Raw genomic sequence first — 20,188 nt, forward strand, 5'->3', positions numbered from 1 at the left:
AGAGAAGCAGTGATTGGGTGCCGTTCCGGCTGGTCGAGATCGTAAGGCAAAAAAATGAGCGCGGCCGAAATCTCCGCCTACCTGCTCATAGTGGGTGGCCTGGTGTGGCTCTTGGTGGGAATCGCTGGGCTTGTGCGGCGATCGGACCAGCAGGAGAAGTCCTCAGACTGAACAATGGTCTGACGGGCAGAACCGGGCCAAGCTTACGATGTTCCCCTTCACTTTCTCGACCGGCTATGGCGCCAGCGGAATCCCGCCTGAGCGTCGCAACGTGAGTGGATGCGCTGCAGGACAACAAGCGCAGAAATCCGAGCTGCCCGTAGAGTGCCGAGCCAGATCGTCAGTCAGGCGGACGAACCGATTTTCACCATCGGCTCAGGCGATGAGGTCGTTCATTTGTAACGCAAGATAGAGGAGAACCCGCTGCTCGTGCGTGGCAAGCCGAAGCCCCGTTATTCGCTCGACCTTGTCAAGTCTATAGGCGACAGTCTTCTGATGAGCGCGCAGTTCCTTGGCCGCGGCCTGCTGCGAACAATTGCATGCAAAAAAGGTTCGCAGCGTTCGCAGGAGCACCTCTCGTTGCGGGCTCTTCTCTTCGAGCAGTTTGCCCAAGGTTTCTTTCACGAATTGGTGAAAGTCGGCGCCTTCCCGCATGCTCATGAGGAGCCCCGCGACACCGACATCGTCGAAGCCAACAACCGCCGCTTGGCGGCTTTGGCGCGCAACATCCAGCGCGATATGAGCGTCCTTCCATGCGTTCGGCATAAGCATGGGATCGCGACAGCTCCGACTTAAGCCGACATAGACAAGCGAGCCGGGAACGCGCCGCATCACTTCCGCCATTAGGCTTTGAGCGAAGTCGCGCAAGCGTACGACATCGGGCGTAGAGACCACGAGGGCCAACTCGTTGCCGCGCAGCCCCGAGAGCCGTACTAGGTGGCGGGACGGTAAGCGATCCGGGGCCTCAGCGACCGAACGCCGGCGGGCTTCGATTTCACCGCCGGTCAGCAATCCTGCCTTTCCAGGTCTATCGATACCATCCACGCAGCAAACGAGAACGCTGTAATCGCCGGGGATCTCCGCATTCAATTCCTTCGCGCGCTGCAGCGCGAGCTGGCGCAGATGATCCGGACCTTCAAGCAGATCCCACGTAAGCATGGCCAGCTTATCGGTGAGAGCGCGTGCGGCCGCCCTCTCCTTGGTTTGATGAAGCGCTGCGGTGACACAAAGCTCTGTGATCGCAAGCTGGGCACTTGCGTCTTCGATTTCTGGATCGACGAGGATAGCCCAGCCCAACTGTTCCGATCCAGCGGTGATACTTTGGTAAGCGAAACGAAGCGAGCCTGATGTCACCGTCTTGTAGCGCGTCTCTAATCCCGTACTCTGTGAGATCCCGACGCGGACCGCACGCAGGGTCCCGTCGGCCAAGGAGTCAAGAGGATGGGACGCCTTAACGTCGAGCTGCTTGTCGAGAATCAGAACCGGTGAACGCAGATGCTCGTGCGCGCGTTGAGCGATTTCCGACAGGCTGCCACCGTTGAGCAGGGTGGCGATGAGACTTTCCTGCAGATCGGCCCAGTTTCTTATGACATCATACCGCTGCTGCAGTTCGGCATGCGCGTCCTTCAGCTTCCGCGCGGCCAACTCGCGCGCTTCAAGGAGCGCCGCATTCTCGATGGCCAAGGATGCAAGGTTGGCGAGTGTCGCGAGTTCCGCGGTGTGTTGGGCCGTGAAGGTGGAGGGCTTGCGCCTCCAGACCTCAAGGACACCGATCACCTGGTCCTGTGACATAAGCGGAACAGCCAAGGCTGAACGGACGCGCTCGGCGCGCGCCAGGTTCATAAAGTCTCGACTGATGATCTCGCTTTGAATGTAATCCTCAATTGAACAGGGTTGTCGGGTCTGCAATACCCGCCCACCCACGCCCTGACCTGCCTTCATGCTGAGGCGTGCGGTCTCGATCGCAAGGTTTCCGGTGCAACGCTTCATGACGAGAGCGTCGTCCTCGAGAAGCATGATGCCGCAGATATCGGCCGAGAGCCTGGTCTTGGCTTCGTGCGTGATCTGCAGAAAAATCTCCTGCAGGTCCTGACTTTTGAGGATCTTGTTTGCAACGCGCTGGAACACGCGGATGGCTTCGAGCTTATCGGGATTGACGTTCTGACTTTCACTCGACGCGATCGCGAGACCGAAAACCTTGGACAGGACCGGAGCGGCGTCATGAAGCACTGCAGGATTGCTAATGCCCTCGGCAAGCAGGCCTACGCTGGCGAGTTGCACAGGAATAAAGGCGGAGTTCTCGAAAATGACCACCTCGGCCGGAGCGTCGGGCAGGCTTTCGATCAACGCTTCGTCGGCGCCGTCGTTGAGCTTTTCCCATTCCCGCCAGGCGCCGCCTGAGCGGACGAGGAGCCGGACGTCCTTTGCACCAAGCAGATTGCGAAAGAGAATACGAGCTTCGGAAAACAGCGCTTGCGGGCCATGGTCCGCTGCGTTCACGAGGGTGCCGATGGCGTCCTTCAACAAGGCACCCGGAGCCAGATGCGGCTCTAAAGCGACGTACGCCAACGGCGCGGTCCTGCTCATGCATACTCCTCCCGAGCGGTCTCGCCTTGCGCTGCAATGGCTCGCCTTCGCGATGCCGTTCTTGTGCAACGCAGCACGGCTACCACTCTGATAAGAGCTTGCTCTGACTGACTTTAATTGGCAACGGCGTAGGGGTTATCGGCCGTTAAATCCGAGGGTCGATCACGGCCTTCATGACTTTCTGGAGCTTAAGATCGGCATAGGCCTGTGCGGCCCCTGCAAATCCGACGCGACGATCCACAATGACGGTGGGGTCGAGAGCGCCGGTCGTGATCAGTGACAGAAGTCTCGGACGAAGCCGGATCGAGTCACCGATCGCAAAGCCCAGCGTGAGCTCGTTCGCGAAACTCTTGGCGAGAGGAAATGACCAACTCTCGGAGGCGTGCGCGCCGACCGAAATGATGCGACCACGCTTTCTTACGAGATCAAAGGCCGTGCTCAGGGTTGTGGCTGCTCCAACGGCTTCAATGACGAGATCAACCCCCTCACCCTCGGTGAGTCTGTCGATCAGGGCGCGGGCCTCACCGGGCGAGGCTGCAAGACTGCCATGAGCGCGGGCAAAGGCTTTGCGGGATTCGCTCGGCTCGATCACTACAACGGCTCCGGCTCCGGCCGCTTGTGCGGACAGGCTCACGAGCTGACCCACGCTGCCGCCACCTATGACGGCTACGATTTCTCCGGGCAGCAGAGCACCGCGCTCGATCGCCGCCCATCCAGTCGCCAGATTGTCGCCAAGCAGAATGGCAGCCTCGTCGGAACACCCATTCGGCCTCAAAGCCAGCGTCGTATCAGCATGCGGAACGCGCACAATCTCCGCCTGGGCCCCCTGAAGCGCAGGCCCAAACGACGTCCCGGTTCCGAAGAACGCTCTCTCGTGACATTCCCAATGATCACCGCGGTTACACCAATGGCAGTGGCCGCACGCGGTAAAGTCCGATGACATGACCCGGTCGCCCACCCTGAATCGTGTCACCGCTCCCCCAACCGCGATCACCTCACCGACGAACTCATGACCGATTATGGCGCCGGGTCGGATCCCTGCAAAATCGCCGGCAATCACATGCAGGTCGGTGCCGCAAATACCCGCGAGTTCTACGCGGACCAACGCATCTGCAGGCTGCTCGAGTTGCGGCAGAGACACCTCTTGCACCGCAATGGTCCCGGGACCCTGGTAGACAATGGCACGCATATCAACCCAGTTCGGAAATGCGCTTGGCGATGCTTTTCGCAGCCTCTACGAGCGCTGCCTGTTCGTCGGATCGTAAGGAAAGCGTGACGATCTCCTTGACGCCATTGGCATCGAGGCGAACGGGAAGACCAACGCGCGTGTTCACCACTCCGTACGCGCCGCCGGACTGCACGCAAGCGGCTATCACGGGACTGCTACCTTTCACCATGGCGGCCACCATCGAGGCAGCGGACTCGGCGGGCGAGAAGTAGGCACTGCCTTTTTGCAGTAGCTTGACGACCTCGGCGCCAGAATCGCGTGCTCGCTCGACGATGGCGGCCAGGCGATCCTTGGCGATCAGCTCTTCGAGAGGCCGGCCATTTGCGGTAGCCAAACTCAGGGGAATGACCATTTCGGCCCCGTGGCTGCCCAGGGCGATGGCGTCCACGTCTTGGGGCTTTGCTACGCCTTCGAGCGCGATGAGCGAACAGAATCGCGCGCTGTCGAGCACGCCGGCCATCCCGATCACCCTGCTTGCGGGAAAGCCGGTGCGCTTGGCCATCAGATGAGTCATTTCCTCAAGCGGATTGGTGACGACGACCACCACCGCCCGGGGCGCGTACCGGCGAATTCCGTCAGCGACGCCGCCTACGATTTCCGCATTCACGCCCGTCAGATCGGTACGGCTCATGCCAGGTTGACGAGGACGGCCGGCCGTCATGACGACATAGCTTGCGCCTTCGAGTGCGGCGAGATCGGTGCTTCCTTCGATCCGGGTTGTGAATCCTCGCAACCCAGCACTATGCCACATGTCGAGGGCCAGTCCCGGGGCAAGGCCGGGAACGATATCGACCAAGGTCACGCAGGAGAACAGAGAGGTTTCAGCGAGCCGAAGCGCCGTCATGGCGCCAACATGCCCAGCGCCAATTACCGCGGCCCGCGGTCGATCGTCGCGCGTGGCGGTAACTGGCTGCCCCTGAACCCGCATCTGCGGGGGCACAGGTGCGCCGCGGCGGTAGAGAGAGCCCGAGAGCGCGCCCGGCTGGATTGAACCGGGCTTTGCGGATGGCGGTGCTGCGGGAGTGGGCCGCGCCGCCGATGTCGTTGGCACAAGCGGGATCGCAGACGTTGGAGAGACCTTCACCGAGCTCGATCGTTCGATCCGAACATTGAGCTCCTTGGCCCGGTCGGCCGCCAGAGGCGTCAGAATATCCCTAGCGGAAATGACGAGAGCACCATTTGCGTTCTCGATGTCCGCAACAGAAATGACGCTCATACCTTAGCTCCTCCCAGTTCCTCCAACGAGGCGACGGCAGCCTTCGCTGCCGTTTCGACTTCGCTTTCTGTGCCCGAGATGAACAGCCGACCAAACCGTCCGACCGCGCGCACTTCGATCAAGCTGATATTGGCGGCCTTTTCGGCTTCATTGCCAGCGAGAGTCACATACGCGGCGGGCGTCGCTTCAAGCACAAACAGGCTCGACCGTGGCAGAAGCAAATTACCTTTACGCCACTTGTTAATCAGCTGCGCCTGGTAAGGATTGACGTTCGTCACGAACTGCGAAGACGCAATAGTCGGCCGAACGCGATCCTCTTCCTTGAGGCCGAGATAATCGAGGACGGCTTGGCCAGCCGCGAGTACTTCGGATTGCGTATGGGAGTGAATCTCGAGAAGACCGAACTCGCGCTCGATGATTTGGAGCGCCGGGCGGACATCGGCGGCTTTAAGCGCGATATCTGCACAGCGAAAGATCTCGTTGCCGGGCGCAACCTCGATAAACAGTTCAGACATGCCAGCCACGGGCACGTCGCCCTGACAAGTGGATGCGACATGCGCGGCCGCCTGGGGCTGCATGCTGTCGATAAACGCGTAGGTTCGCAGTTGAAAGTCCATGGGTTCAGCTCTTTGCGATTCCGAATGGAGTGACAAGTTCCGAGTGCGGGTAGGCCCAGGTCTCAATTCCGCAGAAGTGGCTCACGATAGTGGCTGCGTGAGGAACCCGGACCGCACCGCCCACGAGGTGAATCGATTGAACGGTGCGATCCCTGATCTGTCGGAGAATTGAACTTGCGATCCGCTCAACGCCCGGACGAAGGATGTGAGAGTAATCTTCCTTGCCAAGACGCTTGCGTTCCTCGGCATCTTCGATTGGGATTCTCAGCGCCCCGGCGAGAATGAGGTCCAGGTGATGACCACCGCCGGGCTCATCGTCGAGCGCAACAATGGTGCCGTTTTCAACGATGCCAACCCCCGTGGAACCTCCGCCGACATCGACGATCGCTCCATTGTCCAATCGGAGCAGAGCCTGCGCGGCGGATACCTCGTCGACCAGATGGCGGCATGTGATGCCGGCATTTTCGAGGACATAACGGCAAGCGCGCGCCTCGGCTTCCGGGACACCCGGCGGAAATGCTGTCGCGGCTGCGGAGATTTCGGTCCGCAGCGCGGTTGTTGCCACAGTCTTTAGCTGTTTGACGGCGGTGACCGCATCGCCAAAATTGACCACAACGCCGTCCCGCACGGCCTGGCAAGGAAGGCTGTCCCAATAGACAGGACTTCCTTCTTCGTCGACGGCAGTCAGCACAATTGTTGCAGTCCCGAGATCCACACCAAAGAAGACTGGCGCGTTGGACGTCGGGGCACGAAAGGTCGCGGCCGCCGCTTCCAGGAATGCGACCGTTTCAAGATTGACCGACGACACGTTCGATTTCACGCGCGCGAGCATAGTCAGATCCCCATGTTCGCTTGATAGAGTGAGCGCCACGGGCGCACTTCATGCGCGATGCGCTTTATGTTGATGAGATGAAGTGGGGTCACGTTGTCCGAGACAATGGAGCCGCTCCAGGTTCCAGTGCCAAGCATAAAAGATGGATCGGTCGCACAGCTGTAACCCATGCCTCCGAACAGCGTCGGTGTGTTGATGACGATGCGTCCGGCGCGAAGGGCAGACATAGTGGCGATGACTTGATCATCCTCGCAGTGAAGACCGAGTGTGTGGCCTTCGCCGCCGAACGCAAGGATTTTGCGACATTGTTCGTAAGCCGCAGGGAGATCGGCGGTCCGATAAAACGACAGAACGGGGCCAAGGATTTCGCGCGACAGCGGCGCTTGCGGACCCACTTCGGTCAATTGCGCTCCGAGGACCTTACAATCTCCGGGAATGCCGACATTAATCCGACGGCCCAATTCTTGCGCTGACAGGCCAACCGCTTCCGGCCTGAGTTCGCCTTTATCGGTGAAGATGAGCTGGGCCAGTTTTTTTTGGTCCGCCTCGTTCAGAAAGTATGTTCCTTGAGCCGCGAAGGCGGCAATTCCCGCATCGGCGATCGGCTCATCCAGCACAATCGATTGCTCGGCGACGCACGCTGTGCCGTTGTCGAATGATTTTGACGTGATGGCCATGAGCGCGGCTTCCTTCACGTCCTTGACCGTTCGATGGATGTAGACGGGCACATTGCCGGCGCCGACCGCGAAGGTCGGTTTGCCGCTCGAGTACGCCGCACGCACCATGCCGGGCCCGCCGGTTGCAAGCACCACGGACACATCGGGATGACGCATCAGCTCCCCTGTCGACTGAATGGTGGGGAGCTCCAGGCATGAAATAAGGCCTTCGGGGGCACCGGCCTTGATCGCGGCTTCTGCCATGATCTGCGTGGCCCGAACGCAAGACCGTACGGCGCGAGGGTGCGGTGCACACACGACAGCGTTGCCCGACTTCACTGCCGCCAGACATTTGAACAGCACAGTTGAGGTCGGGTTGGTCACGGGAATGATCGCCGCGATGACGCCCATGGGGGACCCAATAGCCGTCATGCGGTTGACCTCGTCGACCCACAGGACCCCTACCGTCCGCATCGGAAGCATCGACGCCGCGACGAACTTGGTGTTGTAGAGGTTTTTGAGGATCTTGTCCTCGTACACACCGAACCCGGTCTCGTCGACAGCCATGCGGGCAAGCTCCTTGGCGGCAGCTGTCCCTGCGTCCGCCATTGCCCGAACAATGCGGTCGACTTTCTCCTGATCCGCGTTAGCGAACACCTCGAAGGCCACCCGCGCCTGACGCGCTTTGCTGCGCGCCTCCGCCAGACCCGCCAAATCGGAATCAAGCTCCATTCCCACGCCCATGAACTCACTCATGAATTGGAAGTCAGAAAATCAGGTGAGCGACGGCGGCTAGCCTTTGCCGAGAATTCCTTCGACATCCTCATGCGGCCGGGGAATGACGTGAACGGAGACCACTTCGCCAACCTTTCCGGCGGCCGCCGCGCCGGCATCGGTAGCCGCCTTAACGGCGCCCACGTCGCCGCGAACCATCACGGTCACCAAGCCTCCACCGATTTGTTCGCGTCCGATGAGCCGTACATTGGCGGCCTTCACCATAGCGTCGGCGGCCTCGATGGCGCCTACCAGGCCTTTGGTCTCGATAAGACCGAGAGCCCCTTTTGGTTGACCAGCCGCTGGTGTCGTATTCATTTGAGCGTCTCCTTGTTGAGGTTGAGATGAAGTTCTCGACAGGCGTCGTTGCCGGTCATGTTTTGGCGTAGACATTGTTGCTGCCGATTTGCACGGTATCGATTACGGCAATAATCGCGGCATCGGTCGGCACGCTGGCCGTTTCGGGAACGCGGGCGGCGCTCCCGCGCGTCACGAGCACGGTTTCGCCTTCGCCGGCACCCACGAGATCGATGGCGACATAGGCCGCACCCTCCAAAGGTGAAGCGTTGTCCGCTTCAACCTGCACGGGCTGCACGACCAGCAGTTTGTAGGAATTCAGGCCGGACGACTTGATTGTCGAAACGACTGTTCCGACCACACGCCCGATCTCCATGGCGCACTCCCTGGGCACGATTGTCGGCGCTCGATTGACGCCATTTTCGCGGACACTAAGGGCCAAGCCGTGGGGCGTCATTCTCTCTTGGAGATAAAAAACAGCCGGTCGATTTATCTTGGACGTCCGTGGCGGGGGCATTCTAAATGCGGATGATGACGGTGCTCGCAGAGGGTGCCGTTAAGAGCACCTGCTAGGGAGGACCAGCATGATCCAAGACGAAGACGTCCATTTTCATAAGGCGGACGCGCACGTTTCGAATTGGGCGGAGACGAACTTTTTTGGGTTCTTCAACGCTGAAGCGAAACTCAATATCGGCGTCTACGCGCTGTTTCGGCCCAATCTGGGTATCGTCAGTTCCACAATTTGTATGAACTCAGGGTTCGCCAATACGCCCTGGGAAGCGGACTTCTGCGATCTGCGGGCATCGATGCCAATTCCCGAGCCGCGCGATCTCAGCGCATTCACCCTCGAGAACTCGCTCAGCATCAAGTGCCTGCGTCCCAATATGGACTGGCACATTGGCTACGACGACGGCGAGGGCACCCTGATCGACGTCACCTATCGTTCGATCATGCTTCCTTTCGACATTCACGATCCTGACATGGACCCGATGAAGGCGAAAGCCCTGAAAGAAGCCGAACAAGGCGGCAAGTTCGCTTGGGGAACCGCCTATAACGGTCATTTCGACCAGACCGGCCATTTCGAGGGCAAGGTCGCTGTCCGCGGAAAGACATTCCCGATCGACTGCATTTCGACGATGGATCACAGTTGGGGACCCCGCCCCGAACGCGGCGCACCCAACATGAGTTGGTTGCACGCTCACTTCTCAAAGGATCTTGCTGTTCACGTCATTTTCAGTTTCGACCCCAAGACAAACGGTCGCGCACTGTCGCTGGCGCACGGCTACGTGGTCGAGAAAGGCAAACTCTTCGGCCTGAAGGCTGCCCATGGCACGACGAAGAGGTCACGCGACCGGTACGCCGACGAGGTCGACCTGGTTCTGACCGACAGCAGCGATCGGGAATGGAAGCTGCGTGGCAAGGGACTGACCAGCTTCCCGTGGCAGTGCTGGCCCAACATGGTGTCATTCAACGCGCTCGCGCGGTGGACCTGCGGAAATCTGACCGGCTACGGCGAGATCCAGGACTTCTTTGAGATGCCACAGCTGACCGCGCTGAATGCCTCTCCGGAGACGCGCATTCGTGCTGGGATGGCTGAAGCGCGATGAAACCCGTACGGGCTGTCCTTTTCGACCTCGACGGAACGCTGGTGCAAACCAGAGAAGCGTCATGGCGTGTCTTCGCCAAAACAAACGCCGCTCTCGGGCTCGGTATCAATAGCCAGTCAGAGTTCTTCCGTCTGCTCGAAGACAACATGTTTCACGGGCTTCAGAAGCACTGCGGTGACGAGCGACGAGCGGAAGAAGCGGGACGGCATTTCCTTGATCTTCTGCAGCGGGAATATAATCCGGAGGTTGTCCCGGGGATGGCGGACGTCGTAAGAGCCTTTGCCGGGAACTGCTCGCTTGCGGTCATCTCCTCCAATTCCGTTGCAACGATCAGGCGCATATTGGATCGGGAAGGATTGACCCATTGCTTCTCGCACGTGTTCGGCGGCGATGTTGAAAAGGACAAGCGGGCCTGCGTTCGGCGTTTTCTAGCGGATCGCTCGTATTTGGTCAGCCGCAACTGCTCTCCCGCCTATCGCGAGGATCATGATCCTGAGCTTCCGAGCGCAGACCAGATCGCCCTCGTCACTGACACTGTAGGCGACATCCGGCACGCGGTGGAATGTGGCGTCAGAGCCATTGGGGTCGCCTGGGGCATGCATTCCGAGCAGCAGTTGCTGGCAGCTGGCGCAGAATTTGTCGCCGTTTGGCCGCAAGAGCTGGTGGCGCAATTACTGCCCGATGGCTTTGCCTCGAGTTGCGCGCTCGGGACTCTCACCGAGCCTAACGCCTGCTGCGGAAACGGCGGGTCGCACTGCAACTGCGGATCTCAGCACAGTGAGCTTGCCAGTGCGGCAGCCATCCGCCGCGGCCGGCGAATGGCTGCGACAGAGGCTCTCGATAAACGCACCGCGCGCGACGTCGGAAGCTGCCAAGCGCGGGACGTGCCGTCGATCGGGCGCGCCAGCAGCGCCGATAATCTCCTTTTGAATAGCCTTCGTCGGCTTAGAGGAAGCGAACGGCCCCCGATCCACTGACCAATCTTCATACCAAGCTAACACACAGGGAGGAGCTTTTATGAGTTACGTCGCGGAAGGTTACAATAGCTTCGAGACCAAAAAGACGCCGTCAGGAATTGTCAAATATCTCCCGGATCCAAAGTCCGTCATCGCGCTCATTCAGAGCGGCAAGCTGAAGGAACACATTCTTCTCGTTCAGGGAGGGACGACAACCTTCCTGGCGCCAGCCTTGAGCATGGGATCCATTGGCGTGATCACAATGTCAGGCGCTCCCGAGTCACATCTCGGGATCCTCTCCCGAGAATTCCAGATGCCCTGCGTGATGACGGCTTACCTCACGGATAGCGACTCCCGCTACGTAACGGGCGGTAATAACAACGCGCATTTTGCTGCCATCATCAAGGCCCTCGAGGGCAAGAAAGTGCAGCTGCATTGCGAGGATAGGGAGACAGGCCGCATCGCCATCATCAGCTGATTAATTCCAGACATAATCGCAATCGAGGAGGAAGCCGATGTCTACTTATAAGGACCGTTACAAGTCTGCGGACGACGGTATGCGCTTTCAAGATCTTGTCTACCAGGGCAACTTCAAAGGCATGGACCCTGTACCCGATGGCATCTTGGGCGACAAGGTCTTGCGCCAGCGTGCCAAGAGCAAAGTTCTGGAGAAAGTGAGTAAGGAAGATGTGCTCCGGGACCAGTTCACGGTCGACGAACTGAACGACCTCAATAACTATCTCGCATGGAACATCTGGGACGTGCTCGTGATGCGCGCGACCGAAGGCGTTTCCGGCATGATTCCGCGTCAGGAATACGAAATTCTCGCCTTCATGCACGAATTCTATCGTTGGCCCGAAATCCTCGAGATGACGACTAACGAGGTCGGCGCCCAAGGGATCATCGACATCGGCGCATCGGCTCGGCGCGAGATCGGCACCAAAGTCAACTGCGTCCACGACTGGTGCATCGGCGCTGTTGGCTTCGGCATGGGACGTTGCGGCCTGCTAGCGTTGGAAGCGATCCAGCCGCAGGATTACGTTCGTGAAAGCAACATCATTCTGAAGTTTATGCAGCGTGTCCTCTGGGGCAAGCGCCAGGATGGCTACATTCTGAACTCCCAGGACCGGTATCGTTGCAAGATCCACGAGAAGGACATTCTCGACAAGCTCCTCGGCCAGGTCGAATACTTCGAGCCCGGCAGCGAGAAGCATGATTCCCTGGTGCGTTTCAACGCCGCCGCCGAGCTTCTCTCGTTCCTCGATCACTACGACTGCCGATTGGGTCTCGGCGACACCGGTCCCTACGAACTTCCGGACGGCAAGATCATGATCATTCGCGATCTTTTCACCAACGAGGAGGTCTATGATTGGAGTGACGTCTGCGACCACGAGAACGTGCCGCACTGCTACACGCTGTGCCTCGTCATCGACCCCGATAAGATGGCTCTGTCGGAAATCCGGGTGAACGACATCTCGACGACCTTCACGCGGCCGAAGAACTACATCGAGCATATCGTCGGCGGCGCGGTCTTCGTGCGCGAGAAGTGGAATACGCCGATGGGGGAGGTCTATCAAGTCAAGATCTCGGAGCTCGACAAGCGCCTCGAGGGGATCCAGCAAGCGACCTTCAAGCTGTATACGAAGTTCTCGCGAATGTCGCGGCGCACCCTTATCACAAACGGTATGTATGTGTACTATATCGACATGATCCTGCCCCATCTACGCCTGGCCGGCACTTACGACAAGGCTTGCACGGACTACGAATTCTGGGAGATCGACCAGCGCGTTTCCAACTATTACTATGACATTGTGAAGCGGGGTTTTGCCCAAGCGACGGTGCCCCAGAAGATCTTCTCGGGCGAAGGTTATCTTCCGTTCCCCGACAATGTGAGCCTCAACCGGTCGAAGTACTACTGGAAGTAGGCCGCAAATAAGCCATGCCGGGCGCCGCTTCGTGCGGCGCCCGGCCTCCGCATCGATTGGACGGATGATGACAGCTCTAAGCGAAAACGAGTTTCTCGTTCTGAACGGCGCCCACCTCAAGAAGATGGCGACCGCGAAAGAGTTGGCGCGCGCCGTTGGTGTTGGCGCGGCAGAAGCCGAGGCCGTGCTTAACGCGGCGGCCGACAAAGGACAGTTGATGGTCGCCGAGGGCAAGTATCTGCTGCTGCCCGACGGTACCAATGCCGTGCACGAATTCTATAAGACCGCCTACGGGGCGCTGCGCTCCAATCAATCCGTTCTGGCATGGTACGAGCGCTTTGAGACGATCAATGATCAGTTTATCAAGCAGGTCAGCGAGTGGCAGTCAGCCGATGGTGACGATCGTATTCAGGCGCGACTCATCAAGACGGTTGAGCGACTGACTAAGAACATCCAAGAACTGACACCATTAATTCCGCGCTATCAAGCCTATGTGGATAGGTTCGGCGCAAGCGTCGCGCTCGTGGACCAGGGCGAAAAGGACTATGTATGCAAACCGACGCTCGATTCCGTTCACAATGTGTGGTTCGAATTTCACGAGGACATCCTCTCCGTGATTGGCCGTCCGCGGGATACCTGAGACATGCGGATGGCGGCCACCATGACGAATAACGCATTTGTTCGGGAAGTAACCGACAGCGACGTTGAGGATGCACTGCGGTTCGGTGGCAAGGCGAGCGGGCTCGCCAAGATGGCCCGCGCTGGGATCCCCATCCCTCCCGCATTTGTCATTGGCGTTCAAGGCTTTCATCAATTCCGGGCCAATGGCGGTAGAATCGGAGAACAGCTTCTTGTGCAGGTCCACAATGCGATCCGCGGTCTTGAGGCGCAGTCTGGCCGTTTGTTCGGGGACAAGGACCGTCCGCTGTTGATATCGATACGATCAGGCGCGCCCGTAAGCATGCCCGGCATGATGGATACTGTCCTCAATCTCGGTCTGACGTCCGCGTCAGCGCTAACCCTCGCTGGTGGCCCCGGGGGAAGCGACTTCGCGCTCGATACGTGGTTGCGCTTTTGGCGCATGTTCGCCGACATCGTCCTGGGGATCGACCCGGCCGAACTTATGAAGGCGGTGAAGACCCCCGAAGCAACAGCGCGAAAAGACCTCGATCAAGCTTCTTTCGATGCGTTGGAGCGAACGATTCTTGCTCACATCGAGAGGGAGGGAGAACCCGTCAGCGCAGATCCGACTCATCAGCTCCATAAGACGATCGAGGCGGTCTTTCGGTCATGGGACAGTGCGCGCGCAAAGGCCTACCGAAAGCATCACGGCATTTCTGATGATCTCGGAACTGCCGTGACGATACAGACGATGGTGTTCGGCAACGCCGACGAAAACTCCGGCTCGGGTGTTGCGTTCACGCGCAACCCCAACGATGGCCGGAGAGCACTATACGGCGAGTATCTAATCGGCCGGCAAGGAGAAGACCTTGTCTCGGGAACGCATACACCGATCGATCTATCCGATTCAAAGGCTCTCGATCCAGCGTTGCGCGAGGCGTTTGATAAACACAGCAAGACGCTCGAGGCTCTCTATTGTGACGCGGTTGACATTGAGTTCACCGTTGAGGCGGGAAGCCTATATTTTTTGCAGGTACGGCCGGCCAAGCGGACGGCGGCCGCGGCGATCAAGATCGCCGAAGACCTGGTCGAGGAAGGCGCCATCAGCAGAGACGCTGCGCTCGCGCGTATCACACCCGACCAAGTTCGAAAGGTCTCGCGGCCGGCCTTTGACGATGAGGACCTTGCACGAGCGAACCTGGTTACGCAGGGATTGGGTTCTTCGCCAGGGCATGCGTGCGGGGCCGCCGTGCTCGACGCTGATCGCGCGGCCGAGCGCGCGCTGGCGGGTGACAACGTCATTCTGTTGCGCCCGACGACAAGTCCCCAGGATATCCGGGGGATGATCGCCGCGAACGGGATTATCACCGCAAGAGGCGGCGCACTGAGTCATGCCGCCGTCGTTTCTCGAGCGCTCGACCGACCCTGCATCGTCGGTTGCGATGCGATTGACGTCGATCTCAACAACAAGACGTTTACGATTGCCGGCAAGACCTATCCCGAAGGCGAGCAGATCTCGATGGACGGCAGCACCGGGAAGGTGTTTGCCGGAGTGCTCAAGCTGAAGGGCGCGGGCGCGGGCTTGCCGGCGCTGAAGCATTTGCTCGGTTGGGCAGATGAGAAATCCAGCGCTTCCGTGTGGGTGTCGCCGAAGTCGAGCGAAGAGTTGGTCGAGTCGGTCAATGCCGGGGTGCGGACGGGCAACGTCGTCAGCATCACAGACCTGATCATTGCTCACGGAACTATCACCAAATTCGTTGAACTGACTGCCGCCATCGGTCGCGCGGACGCACCAGCAAGCGTCGCAAACACCATTCGCTCGATCGTGCATGACGCCTGCTCTCCCGCTGTGGCGGGAGCCTCGGAGAGCCCCGTCTGGTTGCGGCTCCCCCGCGTCAGTTCGGACCGGGCCCGCCGCTTGATCGACAATTGGGAGGAATTGCCGGCCGGGTTCTTCCTGCCTCTCGGTTCGTCGAGCTACATGCAGGCCATTTTGGACGGAATATCTGCCGCGGCCGACCGCAAAGAGGTGGGCGTCCTGATTGGCGGCGTCTCGTCCGTTGCCGAGTTCGCCGCGTTTCAACAGAAAGCCAAGCGAGTTGGCCTCAGCGCTGGGATGGTCATCAACAATGTTATGGCGCTCGATAATATTTTGCACTTTGTCGATTCCGGCGCGCCGATCTGGATTGATGTTGCCGATATCGTCCGCACGGTTTGCGGCTTCCCAATCGAGGTCCAGCAATCGCTTGATGTGCTGGATCAGTATGCAAAGGAAGCATTGATTCCCGTAAACCCGTTCCGCACACTTCCGGTATATGTGTCAAACCTCTTGGCGGCCGCAACTTCGGCAGCAGAACGGGGCATGTCCGTTGGCGTTGAGGGAGGCGGCATGCCTCACGAAATGCTCGCCAAACTGCATCAAATGGGCTTTCGCCGTTTCTCCGTGCCGGTCGGGCGGCGCGATGAACTTCGCTTCGTGCTCGGGCGTTCAGATAAGGAGTGACCTATGGCAATGCAGGCTCTCGGTTTCGTCGAGACAAGTGGCTTGGTCGCTGCCATTCAGGCCGCTGACGCGATGGTGAAGGCAGCCAATGTTAAACTTGTGACGAAACAACAAGCGGGGGGTGGGCTGATTTCCATCATCGTGCAGGGTGACGTTGGGGCGGTAAAAGCGGCCGTTGATGCGGGCGCGGCGGCGGCCCGGCAGATCGGCAAGGTCGTATCAGCGCATGTCATTCCCCGGCCAATTGACGGTATGGAAGATATTTTGGAGCGTCCACCCGTCAGGTAACAGAGCAAACCGCCCCCTTCCCCGCAATTCGCTTCTGAAGCTAAGCGCGGCATCTCAGCCCTCATCAAGCGTTCGTCGCGACGCCGCTGTCCGAGATGACGCGGGACGTGATCAACGCCGCGGCCGTGGCCTTGACCGCGACGCCGTAGATCCGCTCCCTTGACTTGCTTCCCATCCGTCCAAGATGCGCTGGGCTGGCACGGCATCGCAAGCCGCTAGGGTTTGTGGATGGCGGGGGAAGTGACCGGAAGATCCGCATTTTATCTTATTTGGCAGGCACGCCAAATAACTGCGAGGAGCAAAACACCCTAGATTACGTAGTGAACACAACCTGTTGTATGGCGGGCGCGGCTCGAACCTGGGACCCGCTGATTAAGAGTCCGAGGTCCCCCGCCCGGGCCGCCGCAGGGTCCGGGAAGTGCTTCGCAAGGTGTCTGAAGCAGCATCGGCGCAGGAACGGCAATTGCGCCTCGAGGCTCGGCCTCTCCTGCCACTTCATGGCATCGATCGCGCACGCAGTGGCGCTTTGCGAAGCGGAGATGCGAGTTTGAGGATCCGCTCGATCTACGTGGCGTGCTGGAGGGAGGCCAACCCAAGCCAGGGCCGGTGCGTGAAAGGCAACGTAGGAGACCGAATGAACCTCCGCACCCCAGGCAACGGAGAATTTTCGGCCGACGTGTATGCTACCTCACATTGTGTTCGCTTCGCTTGGTATACCTAACAGGTTGGCTTTGCACGTGCGAGCAAAACGCACCGCATGTTTAGCTCGCACCCCTCAAATTCTGCTGCCCGAACCAGGCAGCATCGGCGCTTTAGTGTGCCATCGGTTGTGGGAGTGCGTAACATGAACATTTTCCAGGAAATCGTTACGAAGAGCGAATGGATTATTGCGGTCCTGGCACTTTTCCTGGTCGCATGGACGCGGTTCAATTCTCCACCCACCAATCGCTCTGGTACGACCTTCGCGCTGTTCTTCTGCGGGGCGGTATTCTATTGCGCTTTGATCATACCGCTTTGGCTGGTCATCATGATCGGGCTTGTCCAGGGCAGCATCGGATTTGATTGGATCGGCAGCAAGCTGACGCAGGTGAATCCTGAGGCCCAAGCTGAACTCGCTCAATACGCTCCGATTGTAGCCACTCTCATCATCGTTGTTGCTTCGCAATTTCGTCAAGTTTCGCGGATCGACACCGCAGCGCGGACATTCTGCTTCAAATTGGCGGCGATACCGCGTGAGGCCGATCGGCTCGCCGTCGAACTTGCGCAAGGCGCGGATTTTGAACCAACAGAGAGGCTTCGGCGCCAAGTCACCAAAATTATTTCAGAAAACATCAGCCCCCAAGCGCTCGATTTCTGTAGAGACGGTACGCTTTCTGCCCGCTTCACAAGGGCTGTCGCTCTGTACAATCTATTCGTTGCGCCCAGGAGCACCGGTGAGGCACCTGAGTTTGCTGGGAGCAGACATGGTCGATCTGTATACGCGCTGATCATGCAAATGGGAGAAACGACAGCTGCCCGTGCAGACGTCCGTTACGAAGAACTTATGCACAGCAGCCTTGCCTTTTTCACGTCTCCACAACCCACTCACGAATTAAAAGAGCTATTGAATTGCAACATCGCAGAAGTCACGAACCTCACTTGCGGCCTGGTCGCGCGTTACGTCCTGTTCTCCGAAATAACCCACAACGGACGGCTGCAGCGCTTATCGGGCATGGGCTTTGATGCCCGCCCAACGCCTACGTTCGGACTGGATCAGTGGGCAACCACAATTCTCCTCGTCATGTTATTGAGCGTCGCTATGATGGTGTTCACTCCGGGAACGCGTCCGATCCCGGTAGGCCATGTCTTGACCATTGCGATCACTTTCGGTGTCTCGATCGGCTTCGCGGTCCTGGGTGCAATCGTGGTGGCGCAACGTTTCATTGCGCGTCATGAAGAAGATAGCCCCGCATACCCGCCCGTTGCAGAGTTGGTGATCGCGGGTCTTATCGTTGTGGGACTGTCGATCGCTCTGCGCATTGGTATTCCCCTCCTGGCTGCCTTGACGCAAGGAGACGGAGTGCAGGACGTGCTTCAGCAGTTTCTTGAGCGATTGCCTGGCACGATTACGCCTTTCATCTGCACGATCTCACTCGGGCTTCTTTGTTGCTACATGGGCTCACTGCGTTGGAGCTGGTACCGTTTGGCAGGCATTGCGGCAATCGGTAACGGACTAGCACTTACTGGGGCGGGATGGTTGGTCGGCTCTCTCCTCGGTGACACGGTGCTTGCCCAGTTCTATTTTCATCCAGAACACGCAGTTCCTACCATCGCGATGAGCACGGGGTTAACTGGCCTTATGGTTGGCGCAGTCGTTCTCGCGGTGTTCAACAAGTCTGAGCGCATACGCAAGGATTGCGTCGAGCGTGCAGCCAACGATCCGCACATGACCGTTTCCTTCAATGACGCGCGGACAGTTGCTGACGACATCGAAGCCCCACTGCTATCTAGGTTCGCGCCCTTGGATGATCTCGGCGGCTACAGTCGTGCGAGCGTCGAAACAATGGAGGGCCGGTATGTCTGCTTCCGGCCGGCGTTCTCGGCAGCCGACACTATCAACGCCTACCTCCTGAACCTTCATTGGGACGAAGCCGAATCCTGCCTCACCTTTGAGGAAGCAGAACGGATCGATACAGGACACGTCCAAAAGGGTCGAGTTTACATCCCGGACGGGCGGCCATTCCTGAGCTTTGTAACCCTCGAAAAAGGCGCCATACGGCTAATCATGGTATCCCGCCCCGAAAAGAACACCGAGCCGATGCGCGGTCTGATTACGACGCTGTCAAATCCTGGTGGCGCGCATTTTACACCCGCGAGCGCCCCGATCGTCCTCAAACGCGTAGTCGATCAAGCGCCCCAACTTGGCTTTGTTCGCCCGGGCGGGCCAGATTACGAAGCCTACCGCGGCGACCTTGAAACAGTGATGCCGATCTTCGGTTGCTTCGCGACAGCTCCGTACACGAATTCGGGCACCGAGCTCCACCCCGACGCATCCCAGCGGGATGTTCGCCTAGCCGTCGTAAAGTGATGGTTGGCGGACTGCCATCAACGGGCGGCTTTGTCGGTTACCAGAGGCGGGTCGGATAGTGGCCGGCGCGCTTGCTTCAGCGCGCAGTGCCGCGATGGCGACGCCGATCCCCGACAATCAGAAGCGGACATCGTAGAAGCGCGTGAGTCGGTCCGTTAAGGCCCAAATCCGGAAATAGCCACCCTGCCTCTACTTATCAGCTCGTCGCCCGGCTGGCCTTCCCGCCCTAGTCATCCCGCAGGACATGCGTCTCAAGCTCCAGATCCTCCAGCCGATGCTTGACTATGTCGCCAATTCCACGAAGATGTCTTTGTCGAGGGCTTACCCCTTATTCTGGCACGCGTGCGAATGCCGCGAGGGACCAACAGCAGTTTTTGCTTACCTGAATAGCTTCAAAAAATGGATCAGTCTGACGATCATACGGGAATTTCATGCGATCGCTTGATCCTTTGCATCAGAACGGCGGCCTTGATGCCCCGAACTCCCTCGATGCTCGCAAGCTCCTCAATCTGAAACCGACGATAAGCTTCGAGATCCTTCGCGACAACCTTGAGCAGAAAATCACAGTCGCCTGCTACAAGGTGACATTCGACAATCTGCGGCAATCTCCGGATGGCCTCAACAAAGGTGTCGAATGTTTCGTTATCCTGGCCGGTGAGCCAAACGCGGGCAGACAAGGCTAAACCCATCCCCACTTTTGCAGGATCCACCAGCGCCACGTAACGCTCTATCACGCCCGCTTCTTCAAGCAAACGTACGCGACGCAAGCAAGGCGGAGGAGACAAGCCAACACGCTCAGCCAATTCATTGTTTCGAATCCGGCCGTTTTGTTGCAGCGTCTTGAGAATTGCTCGATCGATCGAATCTAGGTCGATTGACATCTGGGTTCCTGGAACACTTTTCGAGACGTCACCCGGCCAGCGCTTTCAGCGCGCTTTTGCCGGCATACTTCGCCTGTTTGCCGAGCTGCTGCTCGATCCGCAGCAGCTGGTTGTACTTGGCGGTGCGGTCCGAA

18 protein-coding genes are annotated in these 20,188 nt (G+C 58.9%); 8 read left to right on the forward strand and 10 right to left on the reverse strand.

Annotated features, from left to right (window positions below):
• Positions 1 to 375 precede the first annotated feature (375 nt).
• The 8 genes from JQ586_RS38555 to JQ586_RS38590 all read right to left on the reverse strand — a co-directional run bounded on the left by JQ586_RS38555 (position 376) and on the right by JQ586_RS38590 (position 8,582).
• On the reverse strand, positions 376 to 2,586 hold the full coding sequence (locus tag JQ586_RS38555; protein WP_212399868.1) for a GAF domain-containing protein: 2,211 nt from the start codon (positions 2,584 to 2,586) through the stop codon (positions 376 to 378).
• Between the two features lie 145 nt (positions 2,587 to 2,731).
• Complete coding sequence (locus tag JQ586_RS38560; protein ID WP_212399869.1) at positions 2,732 to 3,775, reverse strand: alcohol dehydrogenase catalytic domain-containing protein; 1,044 nt, start codon at positions 3,773 to 3,775, stop codon at positions 2,732 to 2,734.
• 1 nt (position 3,776) lies between these two features.
• Positions 3,777 to 5,030, reverse strand: a complete 1,254-nt coding sequence (locus JQ586_RS38565; RefSeq protein ID WP_212399870.1) for a malate dehydrogenase — start codon at positions 5,028 to 5,030, stop codon at positions 3,777 to 3,779.
• Positions 5,027 to 5,647: a BMC domain-containing protein gene (locus JQ586_RS38570; protein ID WP_212399871.1), complete on the reverse strand. Its 621-nt coding sequence runs from the start codon at positions 5,645 to 5,647 to the stop codon at positions 5,027 to 5,029. Before JQ586_RS38570 ends, JQ586_RS38565 begins: the two co-directional genes overlap by 4 nt.
• A 4-nt stretch (positions 5,648 to 5,651) precedes the next feature.
• The gene (gene eutJ / locus JQ586_RS38575) at positions 5,652 to 6,479 is read right to left on the reverse strand and encodes an ethanolamine utilization protein EutJ (protein ID WP_212399872.1); all 828 of its coding nucleotides are present in this window, start codon (positions 6,477 to 6,479) and stop codon (positions 5,652 to 5,654) included.
• A 2-nt stretch (positions 6,480 to 6,481) separates the two neighbouring features.
• Positions 6,482 to 7,891 carry an aldehyde dehydrogenase family protein gene (locus JQ586_RS38580; RefSeq protein ID WP_212399873.1) on the reverse strand — a complete coding sequence of 470 codons (1,410 nt, stop codon included), beginning with the start codon at positions 7,889 to 7,891 and terminating at the stop codon, positions 6,482 to 6,484.
• Positions 7,892 to 7,927: 36 nt separating this feature from the next.
• The gene (locus tag JQ586_RS38585; protein ID WP_212399874.1) at positions 7,928 to 8,227 is read right to left on the reverse strand and encodes a BMC domain-containing protein; all 300 of its coding nucleotides are present in this window, start codon (positions 8,225 to 8,227) and stop codon (positions 7,928 to 7,930) included.
• Between the two features lie 55 nt (positions 8,228 to 8,282).
• A complete protein-coding gene (locus tag JQ586_RS38590) occupies positions 8,283 to 8,582 on the reverse strand; it encodes a EutN/CcmL family microcompartment protein (protein WP_212399875.1) in 300 nt (99 codons plus the stop codon).
• Between the two features lie 208 nt (positions 8,583 to 8,790).
• Here JQ586_RS38590 and JQ586_RS38595 point away from each other — a divergent pair, with 208 nt between their 5' ends.
• The 8 genes from JQ586_RS38595 (at position 8,791) to JQ586_RS38630 (ending at position 19,173) form a co-directional block, all read left to right on the forward strand.
• A complete protein-coding gene (locus tag JQ586_RS38595) occupies positions 8,791 to 9,813 on the forward strand; it encodes a hypothetical protein (RefSeq protein ID WP_212399876.1) in 1,023 nt (340 codons plus the stop codon).
• On the forward strand, positions 9,810 to 10,790 hold the full coding sequence (locus tag JQ586_RS38600; RefSeq protein WP_212399877.1) for an HAD family hydrolase: 981 nt from the start codon (positions 9,810 to 9,812) through the stop codon (positions 10,788 to 10,790). Before JQ586_RS38595 ends, JQ586_RS38600 begins: the two co-directional genes overlap by 4 nt.
• A gap of 40 nt (positions 10,791 to 10,830) precedes the next feature.
• Positions 10,831 to 11,247 carry a PEP-utilizing enzyme gene (locus JQ586_RS38605; protein WP_212399878.1) on the forward strand — a complete coding sequence of 139 codons (417 nt, stop codon included), beginning with the start codon at positions 10,831 to 10,833 and terminating at the stop codon, positions 11,245 to 11,247.
• A gap of 37 nt (positions 11,248 to 11,284) precedes the next feature.
• Positions 11,285 to 12,694 carry a hypothetical protein gene (locus JQ586_RS38610; protein ID WP_212399879.1) on the forward strand — a complete coding sequence of 470 codons (1,410 nt, stop codon included), beginning with the start codon at positions 11,285 to 11,287 and terminating at the stop codon, positions 12,692 to 12,694.
• 64 nt (positions 12,695 to 12,758) lie between these two features.
• The gene (locus tag JQ586_RS38615; protein ID WP_212399880.1) at positions 12,759 to 13,334 is read left to right on the forward strand and encodes a hypothetical protein; all 576 of its coding nucleotides are present in this window, start codon (positions 12,759 to 12,761) and stop codon (positions 13,332 to 13,334) included.
• Positions 13,335 to 13,337: 3 nt separating this feature from the next.
• Positions 13,338 to 15,818: a pyruvate, phosphate dikinase gene (locus JQ586_RS38620; protein WP_212399881.1), complete on the forward strand. Its 2,481-nt coding sequence runs from the start codon at positions 13,338 to 13,340 to the stop codon at positions 15,816 to 15,818.
• Positions 15,819 to 15,821: 3 nt separating this feature from the next.
• Complete coding sequence (locus JQ586_RS38625; protein WP_212399882.1) at positions 15,822 to 16,106, forward strand: BMC domain-containing protein; 285 nt, start codon at positions 15,822 to 15,824, stop codon at positions 16,104 to 16,106.
• 844 nt (positions 16,107 to 16,950) lie between these two features.
• A complete protein-coding gene (locus JQ586_RS38630; RefSeq protein WP_212399883.1) occupies positions 16,951 to 19,173 on the forward strand; it encodes a hypothetical protein in 2,223 nt (740 codons plus the stop codon).
• Between the two features lie 416 nt (positions 19,174 to 19,589).
• On the opposite strand, the gene JQ586_RS38635 is transcribed toward JQ586_RS38630, so the two are convergent.
• Together JQ586_RS38635 and JQ586_RS41260 are read right to left on the reverse strand one after the other, a co-directional pair.
• Positions 19,590 to 20,054, reverse strand: coding sequence for an Lrp/AsnC family transcriptional regulator (locus JQ586_RS38635; protein ID WP_212399884.1), 465 nt, complete (start codon positions 20,052 to 20,054; stop codon positions 19,590 to 19,592).
• Between the two features lie 28 nt (positions 20,055 to 20,082).
• Positions 20,083 to 20,188, reverse strand: a 106-nt coding sequence (locus tag JQ586_RS41260; protein ID WP_212399885.1) for a hypothetical protein, incomplete at its 5' end; no start/stop codon positions are given.

This window comes from Bradyrhizobium jicamae (assembly GCF_018130215.1).
GTDB classification, from domain to species: Bacteria; Pseudomonadota; Alphaproteobacteria; order Rhizobiales; family Xanthobacteraceae; genus Bradyrhizobium; species Bradyrhizobium jicamae_A.